General features: G+C 67.2%; 20 protein-coding genes. 10 read left to right on the plus strand and 10 right to left on the minus strand.

What is annotated here, in order from left to right; genetic code table 11:
• Positions 1–159 precede the first annotated feature (159 nt).
• Positions 160–780 (plus strand): heme ABC exporter ATP-binding protein CcmA, encoded by a 621-nt coding sequence (ccmA, locus tag ACQKLX_RS27585; protein ID WP_427364749.1) that lies wholly within the window; start codon positions 160–162, stop codon positions 778–780.
• Positions 777–1,442 (plus strand): heme exporter protein CcmB, encoded by a 666-nt coding sequence (ccmB, locus tag ACQKLX_RS27590; protein WP_427364750.1) that lies wholly within the window; start codon positions 777–779, stop codon positions 1,440–1,442. The genes ccmA and ccmB overlap by 4 nt, the downstream gene beginning before the upstream one ends.
• Before the next feature lie 4 nt (positions 1,443–1,446).
• Here the strand turns inward: ccmB and ACQKLX_RS27595 are convergent, their stop codons facing one another.
• Positions 1,447–1,677, minus strand: a complete 231-nt coding sequence (locus tag ACQKLX_RS27595; protein ID WP_427364751.1) for a hypothetical protein — start codon at positions 1,675–1,677, stop codon at positions 1,447–1,449.
• 204 nt (positions 1,678–1,881) lie between these two features.
• Here ACQKLX_RS27595 and ACQKLX_RS27600 point away from each other — a divergent pair, with 204 nt between their 5' ends.
• The 4 genes from ACQKLX_RS27600 to ACQKLX_RS27615 all read left to right on the plus strand — a co-directional run bounded on the left by ACQKLX_RS27600 (position 1,882) and on the right by ACQKLX_RS27615 (position 3,745).
• Entirely contained in the window at positions 1,882–2,124 is a 243-nt protein-coding gene (locus tag ACQKLX_RS27600) for a hypothetical protein (RefSeq protein WP_427364752.1), read from the plus strand.
• Positions 2,125–2,223: 99 nt separating this feature from the next.
• Positions 2,224–2,982: a heme ABC transporter permease gene (locus tag ACQKLX_RS27605; protein WP_427364753.1), complete on the plus strand. Its 759-nt coding sequence runs from the start codon at positions 2,224–2,226 to the stop codon at positions 2,980–2,982.
• A 5-nt stretch (positions 2,983–2,987) separates the two neighbouring features.
• Positions 2,988–3,152: a heme exporter protein CcmD gene (ccmD, locus tag ACQKLX_RS27610; RefSeq protein WP_427364754.1), complete on the plus strand. Its 165-nt coding sequence runs from the start codon at positions 2,988–2,990 to the stop codon at positions 3,150–3,152.
• The gene (locus ACQKLX_RS27615; RefSeq protein WP_427364755.1) at positions 3,149–3,745 is read left to right on the plus strand and encodes a DsbE family thiol:disulfide interchange protein; all 597 of its coding nucleotides are present in this window, start codon (positions 3,149–3,151) and stop codon (positions 3,743–3,745) included. The genes ccmD and ACQKLX_RS27615 overlap by 4 nt, the downstream gene beginning before the upstream one ends.
• A 117-nt stretch (positions 3,746–3,862) precedes the next feature.
• Here ACQKLX_RS27615 and purQ read toward each other — a convergent pair whose 3' ends face one another.
• From purQ to purC, 6 genes are read right to left on the minus strand one after another with little or no spacing between them, the layout of a single operon-like run.
• A complete protein-coding gene (gene purQ, locus ACQKLX_RS27620; RefSeq protein WP_427364756.1) occupies positions 3,863–4,558 on the minus strand; it encodes a phosphoribosylformylglycinamidine synthase subunit PurQ in 696 nt (231 codons plus the stop codon).
• Positions 4,555–5,061 carry a GNAT family N-acetyltransferase gene (locus ACQKLX_RS27625; RefSeq protein ID WP_427364757.1) on the minus strand — a complete coding sequence of 169 codons (507 nt, stop codon included), beginning with the start codon at positions 5,059–5,061 and terminating at the stop codon, positions 4,555–4,557. Before ACQKLX_RS27625 ends, purQ begins: the two co-directional genes overlap by 4 nt.
• Positions 5,058–5,300: a phosphoribosylformylglycinamidine synthase subunit PurS gene (purS, locus tag ACQKLX_RS27630; protein ID WP_137882937.1), complete on the minus strand. Its 243-nt coding sequence runs from the start codon at positions 5,298–5,300 to the stop codon at positions 5,058–5,060. The genes ACQKLX_RS27625 and purS overlap by 4 nt, the downstream gene beginning before the upstream one ends.
• Positions 5,297–5,785, minus strand: a complete 489-nt coding sequence (locus tag ACQKLX_RS27635) for a hypothetical protein (RefSeq protein WP_427364758.1) — start codon at positions 5,783–5,785, stop codon at positions 5,297–5,299. Before ACQKLX_RS27635 ends, purS begins: the two co-directional genes overlap by 4 nt.
• A 25-nt stretch (positions 5,786–5,810) precedes the next feature.
• Positions 5,811–6,344, minus strand: a complete 534-nt coding sequence (locus ACQKLX_RS27640; RefSeq protein WP_427364759.1) for a hypothetical protein — start codon at positions 6,342–6,344, stop codon at positions 5,811–5,813.
• A 41-nt stretch (positions 6,345–6,385) separates the two neighbouring features.
• A complete protein-coding gene (gene purC, locus ACQKLX_RS27645; protein ID WP_291675428.1) occupies positions 6,386–7,180 on the minus strand; it encodes a phosphoribosylaminoimidazolesuccinocarboxamide synthase in 795 nt (264 codons plus the stop codon).
• Positions 7,181–7,524: 344 nt separating this feature from the next.
• Here purC and ACQKLX_RS27650 point away from each other — a divergent pair, with 344 nt between their 5' ends.
• Both ACQKLX_RS27650 and ACQKLX_RS27655 read left to right on the plus strand, forming a co-directional pair.
• On the plus strand, positions 7,525–7,848 hold the full coding sequence (locus tag ACQKLX_RS27650) for a DUF1476 domain-containing protein (RefSeq protein WP_137882933.1): 324 nt from the start codon (positions 7,525–7,527) through the stop codon (positions 7,846–7,848).
• Between the two features lie 141 nt (positions 7,849–7,989).
• The gene (locus ACQKLX_RS27655) at positions 7,990–8,775 is read left to right on the plus strand and encodes an HpcH/HpaI aldolase family protein (protein WP_427364760.1); all 786 of its coding nucleotides are present in this window, start codon (positions 7,990–7,992) and stop codon (positions 8,773–8,775) included.
• Positions 8,776–8,779: 4 nt separating this feature from the next.
• Here ACQKLX_RS27655 and ACQKLX_RS27660 read toward each other — a convergent pair whose 3' ends face one another.
• Entirely contained in the window at positions 8,780–9,421 is a 642-nt protein-coding gene (locus tag ACQKLX_RS27660; RefSeq protein ID WP_427364761.1) for a DNA-3-methyladenine glycosylase family protein, read from the minus strand.
• A gap of 150 nt (positions 9,422–9,571) precedes the next feature.
• Between ACQKLX_RS27660 and gluQRS the strand changes: the two genes are divergently transcribed.
• Positions 9,572–10,432 (plus strand): tRNA glutamyl-Q(34) synthetase GluQRS, encoded by an 861-nt coding sequence (gluQRS, locus tag ACQKLX_RS27665; RefSeq protein WP_427364762.1) that lies wholly within the window; start codon positions 9,572–9,574, stop codon positions 10,430–10,432.
• Between the two features lie 24 nt (positions 10,433–10,456).
• Here gluQRS and ACQKLX_RS27670 read toward each other — a convergent pair whose 3' ends face one another.
• The gene (locus ACQKLX_RS27670) at positions 10,457–11,374 is read right to left on the minus strand and encodes an AEC family transporter (RefSeq protein WP_427364763.1); all 918 of its coding nucleotides are present in this window, start codon (positions 11,372–11,374) and stop codon (positions 10,457–10,459) included.
• Positions 11,375–11,398: 24 nt separating this feature from the next.
• Complete coding sequence (locus ACQKLX_RS27675; protein ID WP_427364764.1) at positions 11,399–13,432, minus strand: M23 family metallopeptidase; 2,034 nt, start codon at positions 13,430–13,432, stop codon at positions 11,399–11,401.
• A 19-nt stretch (positions 13,433–13,451) separates the two neighbouring features.
• Here ACQKLX_RS27675 and ACQKLX_RS27680 point away from each other — a divergent pair.
• Positions 13,452–13,806: hypothetical protein (locus tag ACQKLX_RS27680; RefSeq protein ID WP_427364765.1), on the plus strand; the 355-nt coding region annotated here is incomplete at its 3' end.

Here is a 13,806-nt window from a genome sequence, read left to right on the forward strand (position 1 = left end):
TTGCGCATGACGCGCACGCCGCCCCGGGAGTGCCCGAGCCCCGCGCCGGATCGGCGTGCGGCGTAGCCACGGGTTCTATAGATCAATTCCAAGAAGCCCGCTACAGGCTCGATATGCGTCGCACGAGGGACTAATGACGTTTCGGAAGATAGGCTCGGCGTGACGCAGATTCGATTCCAGAGATTCGCCCTGACCGCCGAGGGCCTCGCCTGCCGCCGCGGCGGCCGTGCGATCTTCGACGGAGTCGGTTTTCGGCTGGCGAATGGCGAGGCGATCGCGCTCACCGGCCGCAACGGGGCCGGCAAATCGAGCCTGATCGCCATGCTGTGCGGGCGGCTGCGTCCGGAGGCCGGCACAATCAGGCTCGACGGTCTCGACGACACGCCGCCAGCGGAGGCGTCCCATCTGGTCGGCCACCGCGACGGACTCAAGACCGCGCTGACGGCGGCGGAAAACCTGCGTTTCACGCAGGAGCTGCTGGGCTCGCCGGGGCTCGACCCGGCCGAGGCGCTCGCCACGGTCGGCCTGCCGCATGCCGGACCGCTGCCGGTCGGCTACCTCTCCGCCGGGCAACGGCGGCGCGTGGCGCTGGCGCGGCTCCTGGTGACGTCGCGGCCGATCTGGCTGCTCGACGAGCCGATGGCAGCGCTCGATGTCGGCTCGCAGGCGATGCTCTCGCAATTGATGCAGGCGCATCTGGCCGCGGGCGGGGCGATCCTGGCCGCGACGCATGGGCCGCTTGGCCTCGACGGCGCGCGCGAACTCAGGATCGGCCCGTGAGCCGCGCCTTCCTCGCCATCCTCAGGCGCGATCTTGCGCTGGCGGTGCGGGCCGGGGGCGGCGGCGAGCTCGCGCTCGTCTTCTTCCTGACCGTCGTCGTGCTGATCCCCTTCGCGCTCGGCCCCGACCTCAACCTGCTGTCGCGGATCGGCCCGGCCATCCTCTGGCTGGGCGCGCTGCTGGCGACGCTGATCGGGCTCGACCGGCTGTTCCAGGCCGATGAGGAGGACGGCTCGCTCGACCTGATCAGGGGGGCGCCGCTGCCGTTGGAGCTCGCCGTCTTCGCCAAGGCGCTGGCGCATTGGCTGACGACCGGCCTGCCGTTGACGCTGGCTGCGCCGCTGCTCGGCCTTCTCGTCGCCCTGCCGGCAGAAGGCGTCCTGCCGCTGACGGCGAGCCTTATGCTGGGCACGCCGGCGCTGAGCTTCATCGGAGCGGCGGCGGCGGCGCTGACCGCGAGCCTGCGTCGTGGCGGGCTGATCCTGCCGATCCTGGTCGCGCCGCTCTGCGTGCCGGTGCTGATCTTCGGTGTCTCGGCCTCGGATGCCGCGCGGGGGCCGATGCCGTTGCAGAGCCCCTTGCTGATCCTTGGCGCGCTGTCACTGATGGCTGCCGCGGTCGGGTGCATCGCGGCGGCGGCGGCGCTGCGTCAGCCTGATTGAGGTTTCAGACTTCGGACAGCATCTCGCCGCTGTCGAGTTCGAGCGCGCAGCCGGATTGGGTTGCCAGCCGGGCGACGGCGGCAGCGATATCCTCGAGCGCGACGTTATCGTCGACAAAGCGGAGCTGGACTTCTTCGGCAACGCCGAAGACGTCGACGACACGTGATTCACCCGCCTTGGAGCGCACGGTGGTCTCGATGTCGCGCCACATGGGATCGGATAGCTTGATGAGCATGACAATCCCTCCTGAACTGCAGGATGGACGAAAACTGCATCAAGCGCAAGAAAAAATATAATAATTTCAATTAGTTAGTAAGGAGCGCTGTTGGCGGCGGAATGGCATGACGCTAAGGTACCGCCGGGGGCGTCATCGCTTGCGAACAAGTGATTTGTGTACATATAGTCACTTACTCATTTTCAGCGCGATGGGGGCGCGCCAATGCCGGATCTGGAACGCGGCGAAAGGCTGCAGATCATGCTCAGCATGGACGAGCTGCGTGCCGTCGAGAACTGGCGCTTCGAGAAGCGTATGCCGAGCCGAGCTGCTGCCGTCCGTGAACTGCTCAGGCGTGGGCTCGCGGCCGAGGGCTTCCTCACGGCCGGCGAAGGCGTGACTTCCGGCCGCTTCGGTGTCGTCGACATAGGTGGGGCGACCGCTTCCGAGAGCGACAAGGAGAAGTAAGGCTTCATCGTCGCAGGGGCCGCTCGTCGATTGTGAGCCGGGCCGGCGATTGCTACATGCTCTCTGGTCGAAAGAAGAGCAGAGCCGGCCACCACCTTCATGGCGAGCCTTACCGAACTGGCCAATCCGGCGCGTTTCATGCGCCTGTCGAGCGCGTTGCTGCCCTGGCTTGCGGGCGCGGCGGCGCTGCTGCTCGCGATCGGCTTCTATCTCGTCTGGTTCGTCGCGCCATCCGACTACCAGCAGGGCGAGACCATCAAGATCATGTACATCCACGTGCCGGCCGCCTGGCTGGCCATGATGTTCTATTCGATGATGACGCTGTCGGCGCTCGGCGTCCTGGTCTGGCGCCACCCGCTCGCCGATGTCGCCCAGCAGGCTGCAGCGCCGATCGGCGCCTGCTTCGCGCTGATCTGCCTGCTCACCGGCTCGTTCTGGGGCAAGCCGATGTGGGGCACCTATTGGGTCTGGGATGCGCGCCTGACCTCGATGCTGGTGCTGTTCCTGCTCTATCTCGGCCTGATCGCCCTGCGCCGCGCCATCGACGAGCCGTCGCGCGCCGGGCGCGCGGTGGCGATCCTGACGCTGGTCGGCTGCGTCAACATCCCGATCATCAAGTTCTCGGTCGACTGGTGGAGCACGCTCCACCAGCCCGCTTCCGTGCTGCGCCTCAGCGGCCCGACCATCCATTCTTCGATGCTCTGGCCGCTGCTGATCACCGCTGTCGGCTTCACGCTGCTGGCGCTGGCTCTGCACGCCGCCGCCATGCAGGCCGAGATCCTGCGCCGGCGGGTCCGGACGCTGACGATCTTCGAGGCCGAGCGGCTCGACCGGCTCTCGCTGCAGGCGGCGCAATGACGGACATGCTCGGACCCCATGCCGGCTTCATCCTCGCCGCCTATCTGGCGGCAGCCGTGATCCTGTCCGGCCTCGCGGCGGCGATCCTGCTCGATCGACGTGCCCAGCGGCGGGCGCTCGCGGCGCTGGAAGAGCGCGGCGTCGGCCGCCGTGGCGGGAACGCGTCATGAGCGAGGCTTCGGTTTCGCCGCCGCGGCGCTCGCCCTGGCTCTACGCCATCCCGCTGCTGGTCTTCGCGGCGCTGGCCGCTGTCTTCGCCAAGGGATTGTTCTCGGGCGATGCCAGCAAGGTGCCCTCGGCCCTGATCGGCAAGCCGGCGCCGGCAGTCACGCTCGCCCCGCTCGAAGGCCTGCAGCGCGACGGCCAGCCGGTGCCGAGCTTCGCCATGGCCGATCTGGCGAAAGGCAAGGCGACGATCGCCAACGTCTTCGCGAGCTGGTGCGCGCCCTGCCGGGTCGAGCATCCCTTCCTCGTCGCCATGGCGGATTCGGCCGCGGTGAAGCAGGGCAAGGTCGCGCTGGTCGGCTTCAACTACAAGGACGAGGCCGAGAATGCCCGCCGCTTCCTCGGCGCGCTCGGCAATCCCTATTCCGCGGTCGGGGTCGATCGTGCCGGACGCGCCGCGATCGACTGGGGCGTCTACGGCGTGCCCGAGACCTTCCTGATCGGGCCGGACGGGCGGATTTTGGAGAAGCATGTCGGCCCGCTCGACGGGCAGGCGGCGTCGCGGATGCTGGCAAAGGCGGCGGCGCTGGTGAAGTGACCCGCGTGAGCGCGTCATGGCCGGGCTTGACCCGACTATCTCAGGACAAGAAGGCGCCTCTCTCGTAGGGAGATTCTCGGGTCTGCGCTTCGCTTCGCCCGAGAATGACGCGCTTTCTCAGGCCGCCTTCCTGCCGTTGACAAGGCTCTCGAACATGCCGCGTCCGTCGGTGCCGCCGACGAGGCCGTCGATCAGGTTCTCCGGATGCGGCATCAGGCCGAGCACGTTGCGGTTCGGCGAATAGATGCCCGCAATGTGATTGAGCGAGCCGTTCGGATCGGCCGCGGCCGTGATCTGGCCTGCGGCATCGCAATAGCGGAAAGCAACGAGGCCTTCGCCTTCGAGCCGAGCGAGGGTCTCGGGATCGCAGATGTAGTTGCCTTCGCCATGGGCGATGCAAACGTCGATCACCTGGCCCTTGGCATAGGCGAAGGTGAAGGCAGTGTCGTTGCGCTCGACCCTGAGGTGCTGGCGCTTGCAGACGAATTTCAGATTGGCGTTGCGGGCAAGCACGCCCGGCAGCAGCCCGGATTCGCAGGCGATCTGGAAGCCGTTGCAGATGCCGAGCACGAGGCCGCCGCGCGCCGCATGCGCCCGCGTCGCGTCCATGATGTGGGCGCGGCCGGCGATGGCGCCGCAGCGCAGATAGTCGCCATAGGAAAAGCCGCCCGGCAGGACGACGAGATCGGTTCCGGCCGGCAGCTCATGGTCGGCATGCCAGACATGTTCGACGGTCGCACCAGTCTGGCGCAAGGCCTTGGCGACGTCGCCGTCGCGGTTCGAGCCGGGGAAGGTGATGACGGCGGCCTTCATGGATTCGACCTTTTCGACTGGCGGTAGCTCTCGGCACTCATCGTCATGGTGACCACCGTGACGGCTTTGTCGCCATGCCCGTGCTCCTCGCGCCGGCTCTCCTCCCTCATCCCGAGGGCAGAGTAAAGAGCGATGCCGTTCGCATTGTAGGCGCGGACTCCCAGGCGAGCACTGCGGGCGCCGAGCTCGTCGAAGATCACATGCAGCGCATGGCCGAGCAATTGCCGACCATGGCCGCGCCGCTGCTCGCCGACAGCGATCCGGCGGACCAGTATTGAATCGGCTGCGTTGCCGACCTCCTGCAGCATCACGAAGCCCGCGATGGCGCCATCCGGTCGGCGCGCGACGAAATAGCGATGCGTCGGGTCGGCCATGCCGGCGAGGTGTTCCTCGCGGCTCCAGCGGCCGACGGTCGCCTCGTAGCCGGGCCCGCGCTCGCAGGCCATGATCGCGTCGATATCGGCCGGCGTCGCGGGGACGACCATCGACGTATCCAGGCTCACGCCTGCAACTCGACGCGATAATTCTCGATCACGGTGTTGGCGAGCAGCTTCTCGCAGGCAGCCTTGAGCGCGGCCTCGGCCGCGGCCTTGTCGGCGCCGTCGAGTTCGATGTCGAAGACCTTGCCCTGGCGGACCGAGCCGACGCCGTCGATGCCGAGCGATTTCAGCGCGCCTTCGATCGCCTTGCCCTGCGGGTCGAGCACGCCGGTCTTGAGGGTGACGGTGACGCGGGCTTTCATCGTGATCTCCGGGGGTGGGACTGTGCGGGTGCCTTAGCGGCGAATCGGCGGGGGCTCAACTCTTTGTCGCGTCGGTCGCCGGGGCGGCGGTGTCGCGGCTGTCGAGCAGGCCCTGCAGGTAGTCGAGCACGGCCCTCGCCACCTCGCCGCCCATTTTGGCATGGGTGAGCAGCGGAATACCGTGCGGTCAGGGCGGCAGGCATGGCGGCGAGGTGGGTGCGGACCAGGTCGAGATGCCCGAGCATCGCGGCCGCGAAGACATCCATCCGCGCCCCCCGATCAAGCAGGAATTCAGCGATCTCGCGCCGTCCGGTATGGGCGGCCGCGCCGAGGCCGCTCTCCCAATCGCCACCACCCCAGTCCCAGACGGCGTTCACTAGGGTCGGATGCTCGGCGAGGAGCGCCGTGACCCGCTCAAGATTGCCATGCGCGGCGCGGACGAAATCCTGGACCAGCTGAGGGTCGAGCTGTGGCTTGTCGCCCATTGGGCTCTCCTGCTTTCCAGTGACGTCAGCGGCTGGCCCAGGTGGCGCGGGCGAAATCCTGGGCGGCTTGCGAATCGTCGGTCACCGCGATCGCCATGGCGAGCGTGTTGTCCTTGCGGGCGTAGATGATCGCGGTCGAGGCAAGGCGCCCGCCATCCTTGGCGCGGATCTCGACGAGGATGCCATTGCTGCCGTCCTGCTTGAAGCGCGAGACGGTGGTGGTGCTCTTCGGCTTCTCGCCCTGTTTCGCCTTGGGGCGCTTCGAGAATTCCCGCGCCAGCCGCGCCGGGTCGAGGGCGAGCGTCCGCGCCATGTCAGTGGCCTCGCGGCCCTCGAAGCTCAGCAGCGCGGCGACGCCCGGCCGGGCACAATCCTGCGGCGTGCAAAACACCATCGCCTTCGGGTTGATGCCGTCGTTGACGACCCAGTTCTGGATCGGCAGCGGCTCCCAGCCGCGCCCGGCCGCGAGCTGGATCAGGCCCGGCCCGAAATGGTCGGCGCAGCCGGCGATCAGGACGAGCGCCATGGCGACCGCGCCGAAACGCAAACGGGAGCGCAAGCGCCCCCGTTCAATCGTCGGAGTTCCGGTAGCCGTCACGCTCACTGCACGAGGCGCGGCCCGGTCGGGCCCGGCTTTTCGTTCTCGCCGAGGATGCCGAGGCGGCGCGCAACCTCGGTATAGGCCTCGATCAGGCCGCCCAGGTCGCGGCGGAAGCGGTCCTTGTCCATCTTGTCCTTCGACCGGATGTCCCAGAGACGGCAGGAATCGGGGCTGATCTCGTCGGCGACGACGATGCGCATCATGTCGCCTTCCCAGAGTCGGCCGCATTCCATCTTGAAGTCGACCAGGCGGATGCCGGCGCCGAGGAACAGGCCGGAGAGGAAATCGTTGACGCGGATGGCCAGCGCCATGATGTCGTCGATCTCCTGGGGCGTCGCCCAGCCGAAGGCGGTGATGTGCTCTTCAGAGACCATCGGGTCGTTCAGCGCGTCGTTCTTGTAGTAGAACTCGATGATCGAGCGCGGCAGCTGGGTGCCTTCCTCGATGCCGAGCTTGGTCGAGAGCGAGCCGGCCGCAACATTGCGGACCACGACTTCGAGCGGAATGATCTCGACCTCGCGAATCAGCTGCTCGCGCATGTTGAGCCGGCGGATGAAGTGCGTGGGCACGCCGATGTCGTTGAGATTGCTGAAGATGTGCTCGGAGATGCGGTTGTTGAGCACGCCCTTGCCGTCGATCACTTCATGCTTCTTGGCATTGAAGGCGGTCGCGTCGTCCTTGAAATGCTGGATCAGCGTTCCGGGCTCTGGCCCCTCATAAAGGACCTTCGCCTTGCCTTCGTAAATGCGACGGCGGCGGTTCATCGGGATATACCGTGGCTTGAGGAAATCCAAAGGGTCGGCCTCTCTCTGGTCGCGGTCGCCCGCGGCGGGATCATGGCCCTGTTCAGCACGCTCTCGCGCAATCCCGTGGCTCTTTCGAGTTCGATTCTGGCGCGCCGATCCGGCTGGTTCATGCGGGCCTCGCTCCTGGGAGAGCATGCCACGCTCGCGCTATATGGCCCCTCCGCGCCGCAAACGCAACAAAGGCCGGAAAAGCGGCGCAGTATGCTCTTCTGGGACGTCTTGGGGCAGTGGGACGCTTGGCCTCTAGCCCGGACCGCCATCACATTGCTATATGGCGAAGCTGATATCGCGTCGCAGCATGATTTTGCCGCTCCGAAGAGGATAAGAGCCAGATGACCACCTTCGACCAGCGCAAGGACGCCTACGAGAACAAGTTCGCGCATGACGAGGAGCTGCGCTTCAAGGCGACGGCCCGGCGCAACAAGCTGCTCGGCCTGTGGGCCGCCGAGAAGCTCGGCAAGAGCGGCGCCGACGCCGAGGCCTATGCCAAGTCGGTGGTGCTCGCCGATTTCGAGGAGGCCGGCGACGACGACGTGCTGCGCAAGGTCAAGGCCGACTTCGCCGCGGGCGGCGTCACGGTCGCCGATGACGAGATCCGCCGGACCATGACCGAGCTGCTGATCAAGGCGGCCGACGAGATCCAGGCCGGCCGTTGAAGCGGGGCTGCTTCGGCGGCCATCTCCGCATTGCGGCCTTGAGCACGGCGCATGCCGCATGGTTTGCCTTTCACCGCCGGTTCGGTCCAGGGTCGGCGGACCCGCCAGTGATGAAGAGCGGGCAACCGGAAGAATGCGCTCATGACCGCCGCCAAGCCGACCGTGCTGTCCTCGCTCGCCGATCGTCTCGCCAAGGGCGAGACGCTGTTGTCCGCCTGGTGCGGCCTGCCCGATCCGAGCATCGCCGGGATCCTGGCGCAGGAAGGCTTCGACGCGGTCACGCTCGACATGCAGCATGGTCCGATCACGCTGGCCGAGGTGATCCGGGCGATCCCGCTGATCAACGCCGCCGGCAAGCCGGCGCTGGCGCGCATTCCAGTCGGCGAGTTCCAGAACGTCTCGAAGCTGTTCGATTCCGGCGCCTCCGGCGTGATCGCGCCGATGATCAACACGATCGAGGATGCGCGCCGGCTCGCGGCCTATGCCAAGTACCCGCCGCTCGGAGAGCGCAGCTGGGGCAGCTATGGCGGCCTGGGCGCCTCTGGCCTCGACCAGAACAGCTATCTCCGGCAGGCCAACGCCTTCTCCCTGACGTTCGCGATGATCGAGACGCGTGAGGCGATGGCGATCGTCGATGACATCCTCGCACTGGAGGGGATCGACGCGCTCTTCGTCGGCCCGTCCGATCTCTCGATCGCGCTCTCGGGCGGCGCCTCCGTCAATGCCTCCGCCAAGGAGGTCGACGATGCGATGCGCCATATCGTGGCGCGGGCGAATGCAGCGAAGAAGCCTGTCGCCTTTTACGCTGCGAGCGCTGAGCGCGCCGCGGAAGGCATTGCGCTCGGCGCGCGGCTGGTCACCGTGATGAGCGATACGGGTTTCCTGCGCAATGCGGCGCAGACGGCGCTGAGGATCGCGCGCGGCTGACGCCTCAGGCGTTGATGCCTTCGCGCGACTTCAGCACGGCGTAATAGGCCCAGAGCAATCGCGCGGCGACGCCGCGCCATGGGCGCCAGGCTTCGGCCAACTCTGTCAGCTCGGCCGGCTTCGGCCGCAGCGGCAGATCGAAAGCGACCCTCGCCGCTTCCTGCACAGCGAGGTCGCCGGCGGCGAAGCCGTCGCGATGGCCAAGGCAGAACAGCAGATAGACATCCGCGGTCCAGGGGCCGATGCCTGAGACCGCGGTCATATGCGCGTGCACGAACTCCGGCGTCGCGGCCTCCAGCGATGCCAGATCGAGCCGGTGCTCGGCGATCGCCGCGGCGACGGCGCGCAGCGTCTTCTGCTTCGGCCGCGACAGTCCGGAGAGCCGCATCTCCTCGTCGCTGGCGGCAAGGACACGGTCCGGCGTCAGGGGGCTGAGCACGCTCTCGACCCTTGCCCAGACCGCGCGGGCGCTCGCCACCGAGAGCTGCTGCGAGACGATGATCGAGGCGAGACTGACGAAACCGCTGTCGCGCCGGCGCAAGGGCGGGATGCCGGTGCGGGCGATGATCCGGTCCCAGGCGGGATCGAGCGCGGCGAGGGCCGCCATGCCTTCTTCGAGGTGGGCAGTGCAGGAGATCGTTGTCATGCTGGTCCGGTAGACCTTTGATTTATCGCATTTTCTTCACGCGAACCGGTGCCCACTTCGCTTGAAAATGCTTTGTCGCCGATCGCCGGTCCGGGTTCTGTCAGGAGGCCGGGCTTGGCGGGGAAAGCTGGGAACCATAGACAGAAGGGGATGGCGCCGTCTCCACCCGTTTTCCGTTTCGCTCCCAGTCCGAACGGGCGGCTGCATCTCGGCCATGCCTATTCGGCGTTGGTCAACGAGCGGCTCGCGGCGCGCCTTGGCGGCGAATTGCTATTGCGGATCGAGGATATCGACCGGACCCGCTGTCGCCCGGAATTCGAGCAGGGCATATACGAGGACCTCGCCTGGCTCGGCATCGAATTTGCGCCGGAGGTGCGGCGGCAATCCCAGCATTTCGACGATTATCGCCGGGCGCTGGACCGACTCGACGCGATGGGGCTGGTCTATCCCTGCTTCTGCTCGCGCCAGGAGGTGAAGGACGCCGTGCGCGAGCGAGAGACCGAGGCCGGAACGCCGTGGCCGCGCGATCCCGATGGTGCACCGCTCTATCCGAGGACGTGCCTGGGCCAGAGCGCGGCAGATGAGCTGCATGTCTTGCGCCTCGCCATGGACCGGGCTCTGGCGGCAGTCCCGAGCGAGTCGCTGTCCTATCGGCTTTTCGACGAGAGCGGCAAGGAGCGGGACGTCATCGTCGACCCGGCGCGCTGGGGCGATGTCGTGCTGGCGCGCAAGGACGTGCCGACCAGCTATCATCTCTCGGTGGTGGTCGACGATGCGCTGCAAGGCGTCAGTCATGTCGTGCGTGGCAAGGACCTCGAAGCCGCGACCGATATCCATGTCCTGCTGCAGCGCCTGCTCGGACTGCCGACGCCGCGCTATCATTTCCACCGGCTGCTCGGCGACGAGACCGGTCAGAAGCTGGCGAAGAGCAGGCTGTCGCTGAGTCTCGCCGATCTGCGGGCGCAAGGCGCGACGCCAGAAGCAATCCGACGACAGCTCGGTTTCACGTGAATCGCTCGCGGGCCGAAGGGCGGCTCAGCCGACGCCCAAAAAGGTCAGCCAGCCGATCGTGGTGAAGAGCGAGAGCCCGGTCGAGAGCGCGATCGCGCTGGAGGCGTCGGCGATGCCCTGCTTGTAGCGCTCGGCGAAGAGATAGGCGTTGATGCCGCAGGGGCAGGCGGCGAAGAGCACGGCGACGCCGGCCCAGGCCACGGGCATGGAAAAGACCTTCGTCGCCAGCAGGAAGACGATCAGCGGGTGCAGTACCAGCTTGAGAAAACTCAACACTGCCGGCAGGCCGATGCCCGAGGCCAGGCCATAGCGCCGCAGTGCGATGCCGAGGCTGATCAAGGCGCAGGGCACGGCGGCGCCGGCGATCAGGTCGACGATCGACCAGAGCGGTGCCGGAAGCTGGCTGGCAAAGGGGCGCGCGGCGCTGCCGAGCAGAATGCCGACGACAATGGGGTGGGTGAACAGCCGCTTGAGCAAGAGGAGCGGCGAGGTGCCGCGGCCCTCGGCGAGCAAGGTCGCGGCCGTCATGGTCACCGGCAGATGCACTGCCAGCAACAGGCCAAGCGGGACCGCGCCGGCCTCGCCATAGGCCTTCAGGATCATCGGCACGCCGACGAAGACGGTGTTCGACTGCGCCGCGGCGAAGCCGGAGACGACGAGCTCGGGGCCTTTGCGGGCGAACAGGCGCTGCGCCACCAGCTGCGCGATCAGCCAGACCACGGCGAGGCCGGTGAAATAGGAGATCCAGTAGCCCCAGGGCTGGTCCGGCGGGATCGCGGCCGTCGCCAGCGTCTTGAACAGCAGGCAGGGGACGGCGAGCACGAAGACGAAATCGGAAAGGCCTTCGCCGGTGGTCTCGCGCAGCAGTTTGGTCCAGCGCGCGGTATAGCCGATCGCGATCAGGCCGAAGACGGGCAGGACGATGAGCAGGGAGGAAAGCATCTGGCCCGCGAGCAGGGATAGGGTTCAGCGCAATTGAGCGGTCTGTCCTCCGGCCTTCTCGATCAGGCCCAGGACCTCGTCACGCTGGCGCTTGAACTCGGCGAGCGCCTTGCCGTCGAGCTCGCGGCCACGCGGAACCTTGATCTTCATCGGATTGACGAAGTTGCCGTTGACCATGACCTCGTAGTGCAGATGCGGCCCGGTCGAGAGGCCGGTATTGCCGAGGAAGCCGATCACCTGGCCCTGGCGAACCTTGACGCCCGGCGCGATGCCCTTGGCGAAGGCCGATTGGTGCGAATAGGTGGTGACGTAGCCGTTGGCGTGCTGGATCTCGATGCGCCGGCCATAGCCGGAATCCCATTCGGCCTTGATCACGGTGCCGTTGCCGGCCGCGAGGATCGGCGTGCCGATCTTGTTGGCCCAGTCGATGCCGGTGTGCATCTTCGAATAGCGCATGATCGGGTGATAGCGCATGCCGAAGCCCGAGCGCATCTCGGCGTCGGTGATCGGCTTGCGCAGCAGGAACTTCTTCAGCGAGCGTCCGTCGCTGTCGAAATAGTCGATCAAGCCGTCTTCCGGCGCCTGATAGCGGAAGACTTGGCGCGTCTCGCCGTTGACGGTGAGGGTCGCCGACAGGATTTCGGCGCGCTCGCCTTCGTCGTCGTCGGTGAAGATGACCTCGAGATTGTCGCCGCCACGCACGCGCTGCTGGAAATCGAGGTCATAGGAGAAGATCCGGACGAGCTCGTCGATCAGCGGGCGCGGGAGGTCATGGCGCAGGCCGGTCTCGTAAAGGCTCTCGTAGAGCCGTGCGCCGGTGCCGCCCTCCTCTTCCTCTTCCTCGTCGTCATCCTGGTTGCTGACCTGCGACTTCTGCTGCGGCCCGATCGTCTCGCTTCGCGGCAGGGAGACCGGAACGAACAGGCCCTTGTCGTTGACCGCGATGGCGGCGGAAGGCCGGCCGTTCTCGAGCAGGGCGACGCGGACGATCTGGCGGGGATCGCCTGGACGAGGGCCCGGCGCGAACAGCGCCTGCAGCACCTGGCCTTCCGGCAGGGCGGCGACCTTCACCCGGCCGTCGAAAGCCTTCATCATCGAGACGATCTGGTCGCGGTTGGCGCCGGCATTGCGGACCACCGTCTCGAAATTCTCGCCGCGGCGGGTGATCAGCAGCTTCTCCTCGACCTGCGGCTCGCGTGTGGCGGCCATCGGCGTTTTCGGTGCATTCGTCACGTTCTCGGGGACGACGCGAACCTCGATATTCGAGAAGGAGGTGTCAGTGGCGGGGGCATAGGACAGGAGATTGCCAGCGCCGGTGGCCTGGTTACCCTGAGCCAGGGTACGACTCAGCATCAGCTGGGGCGGGATCGGCAGCGCGGCGCGACGGTCGGCAGCGGCGAGATTGGCGCGCTCCTCCTCCATTTGGTTGACCACGTCGGCGTCGGTGAGGTTGGCCTTGCCCGGCGTGATCGGCAGGTCGGCGAGGTCGCGCTTGGTGATCGAGACATCCGCATCCGGCATTTCGGTGACCGGCTCGGCGTAGCGCTCGCTGCCGGGCGCGCCCTCGGCGAAGAGGCGCAGCGGATTGAAGGGCGGGATGTTGGCGGCATAGACGCCACTGGTCAGCGACAGGTTGGTCGACAGGCGCACGAAGGGGCGCACCCGGATGACCTCGCGGTCGCCGATGCGCTGGGACATCGGAGCGCGCACGCTGTGTCGCGCCGAGGCGATCGGCTGCTCGGCGACGAGCTTGTCGCCCTTGCGGGCGCCGCCGCCGGCGGAGGTGGTCTGATGCGGGGTGACGGGCTCGGGGCGTTCGGCGAAGCTGGTGTCGCCGCGTACCGCGACCAGGATCGCGCCGCCCAGAAGCGCCGCGCCGCAGGAGCCGACGAGCAGGCAGGCGAAGAGCCAGCGCAGCGAGACGCCGCGACGGTCCATGCCGGCGGGGGTGGACCCGGCCGGCGTGATCGGCGGCTCGATCCCGAGATCGACGAGCAGCGCCGTCGCTTCCGGCGTCAGCGGCTCATGCGGCGCTCTGAGATCCGGAGGGGCGTTCATCGGGCGTCTGGCGAATCCATTGAAACGCCCGACGGGCGCCGGGCTCGATGCCGTTAACGAGCATGGCCCCTATATAAGGGGAAGCATGCCTGCGTCACGCGCGGGAATCAATCTCGGGCTGGTCCCGGCAAAGGCTCTCGTGCGCTCGCCGTCGCTGTGGGAAAGAATTGCGGCTGTTTGCGGGCGGGGACCTGGCTGTTTGGCTTGCCTGCCGGCGCGGCGCGCGCGAAAGGCGGTAAAACGCCTGAAAATCGGGAGCCGGATAAAAAAACGAACGGCTGTCGAAAAACTTTCATCTGGTGTGTTGACAGGTGAAGCGGGGTCCCCCTATAAAGCGGCCATCGAGACGGCGCCGCCGCTGGCGGGGCCGCTCT

Source organism: Allobosea sp. NPDC003192 (assembly GCF_050275675.1).
Taxonomy (GTDB): Bacteria; Pseudomonadota; Alphaproteobacteria; order Rhizobiales; family Beijerinckiaceae; genus Allobosea.

Excerpts from the sequence above, each read along its gene's own strand:
- ACQKLX_RS27655 (WP_427364760.1), top strand. The coding sequence starts at position 7,990 with ATGACCGCCGCCAAGCCGACCGTGCTGTCCTCGCTCGCCGATCGTCTC.
- ACQKLX_RS27635 (WP_427364758.1), bottom strand. The coding sequence starts at position 5,785 with ATGGGCGACAAGCCACAGCTCGACCCTCAGCTGGTCCAGGATTTCGTC.
- ccmD (WP_427364754.1), top strand. The coding sequence starts at position 2,988 with ATGCTCGGACCCCATGCCGGCTTCATCCTCGCCGCCTATCTGGCGGCA.
- purQ (WP_427364756.1), bottom strand. The coding sequence starts at position 4,558 with ATGAAGGCCGCCGTCATCACCTTCCCCGGCTCGAACCGCGACGGCGAC.
- ACQKLX_RS27670 (WP_427364763.1), bottom strand. The coding sequence starts at position 11,374 with ATGCTTTCCTCCCTGCTCATCGTCCTGCCCGTCTTCGGCCTGATCGCG.
- ACQKLX_RS27605 (WP_427364753.1), top strand. The coding sequence starts at position 2,224 with ATGGCGAGCCTTACCGAACTGGCCAATCCGGCGCGTTTCATGCGCCTG.
- purS (WP_137882937.1), bottom strand. The coding sequence starts at position 5,300 with ATGAAAGCCCGCGTCACCGTCACCCTCAAGACCGGCGTGCTCGACCCG.
- ACQKLX_RS27595 (WP_427364751.1), bottom strand. The coding sequence starts at position 1,677 with ATGCTCATCAAGCTATCCGATCCCATGTGGCGCGACATCGAGACCACC.
- ACQKLX_RS27675 (WP_427364764.1), bottom strand. The coding sequence starts at position 13,432 with ATGAACGCCCCTCCGGATCTCAGAGCGCCGCATGAGCCGCTGACGCCG.
- ACQKLX_RS27615 (WP_427364755.1), top strand. The coding sequence starts at position 3,149 with ATGAGCGAGGCTTCGGTTTCGCCGCCGCGGCGCTCGCCCTGGCTCTAC.
- ACQKLX_RS27600 (WP_427364752.1), top strand. The coding sequence starts at position 1,882 with ATGCCGGATCTGGAACGCGGCGAAAGGCTGCAGATCATGCTCAGCATG.
- ACQKLX_RS27660 (WP_427364761.1), bottom strand. The coding sequence starts at position 9,421 with ATGACAACGATCTCCTGCACTGCCCACCTCGAAGAAGGCATGGCGGCC.
- ACQKLX_RS27650 (WP_137882933.1), top strand. The coding sequence starts at position 7,525 with ATGACCACCTTCGACCAGCGCAAGGACGCCTACGAGAACAAGTTCGCG.
- gluQRS (WP_427364762.1), top strand. The coding sequence starts at position 9,572 with ATGGCGCCGTCTCCACCCGTTTTCCGTTTCGCTCCCAGTCCGAACGGG.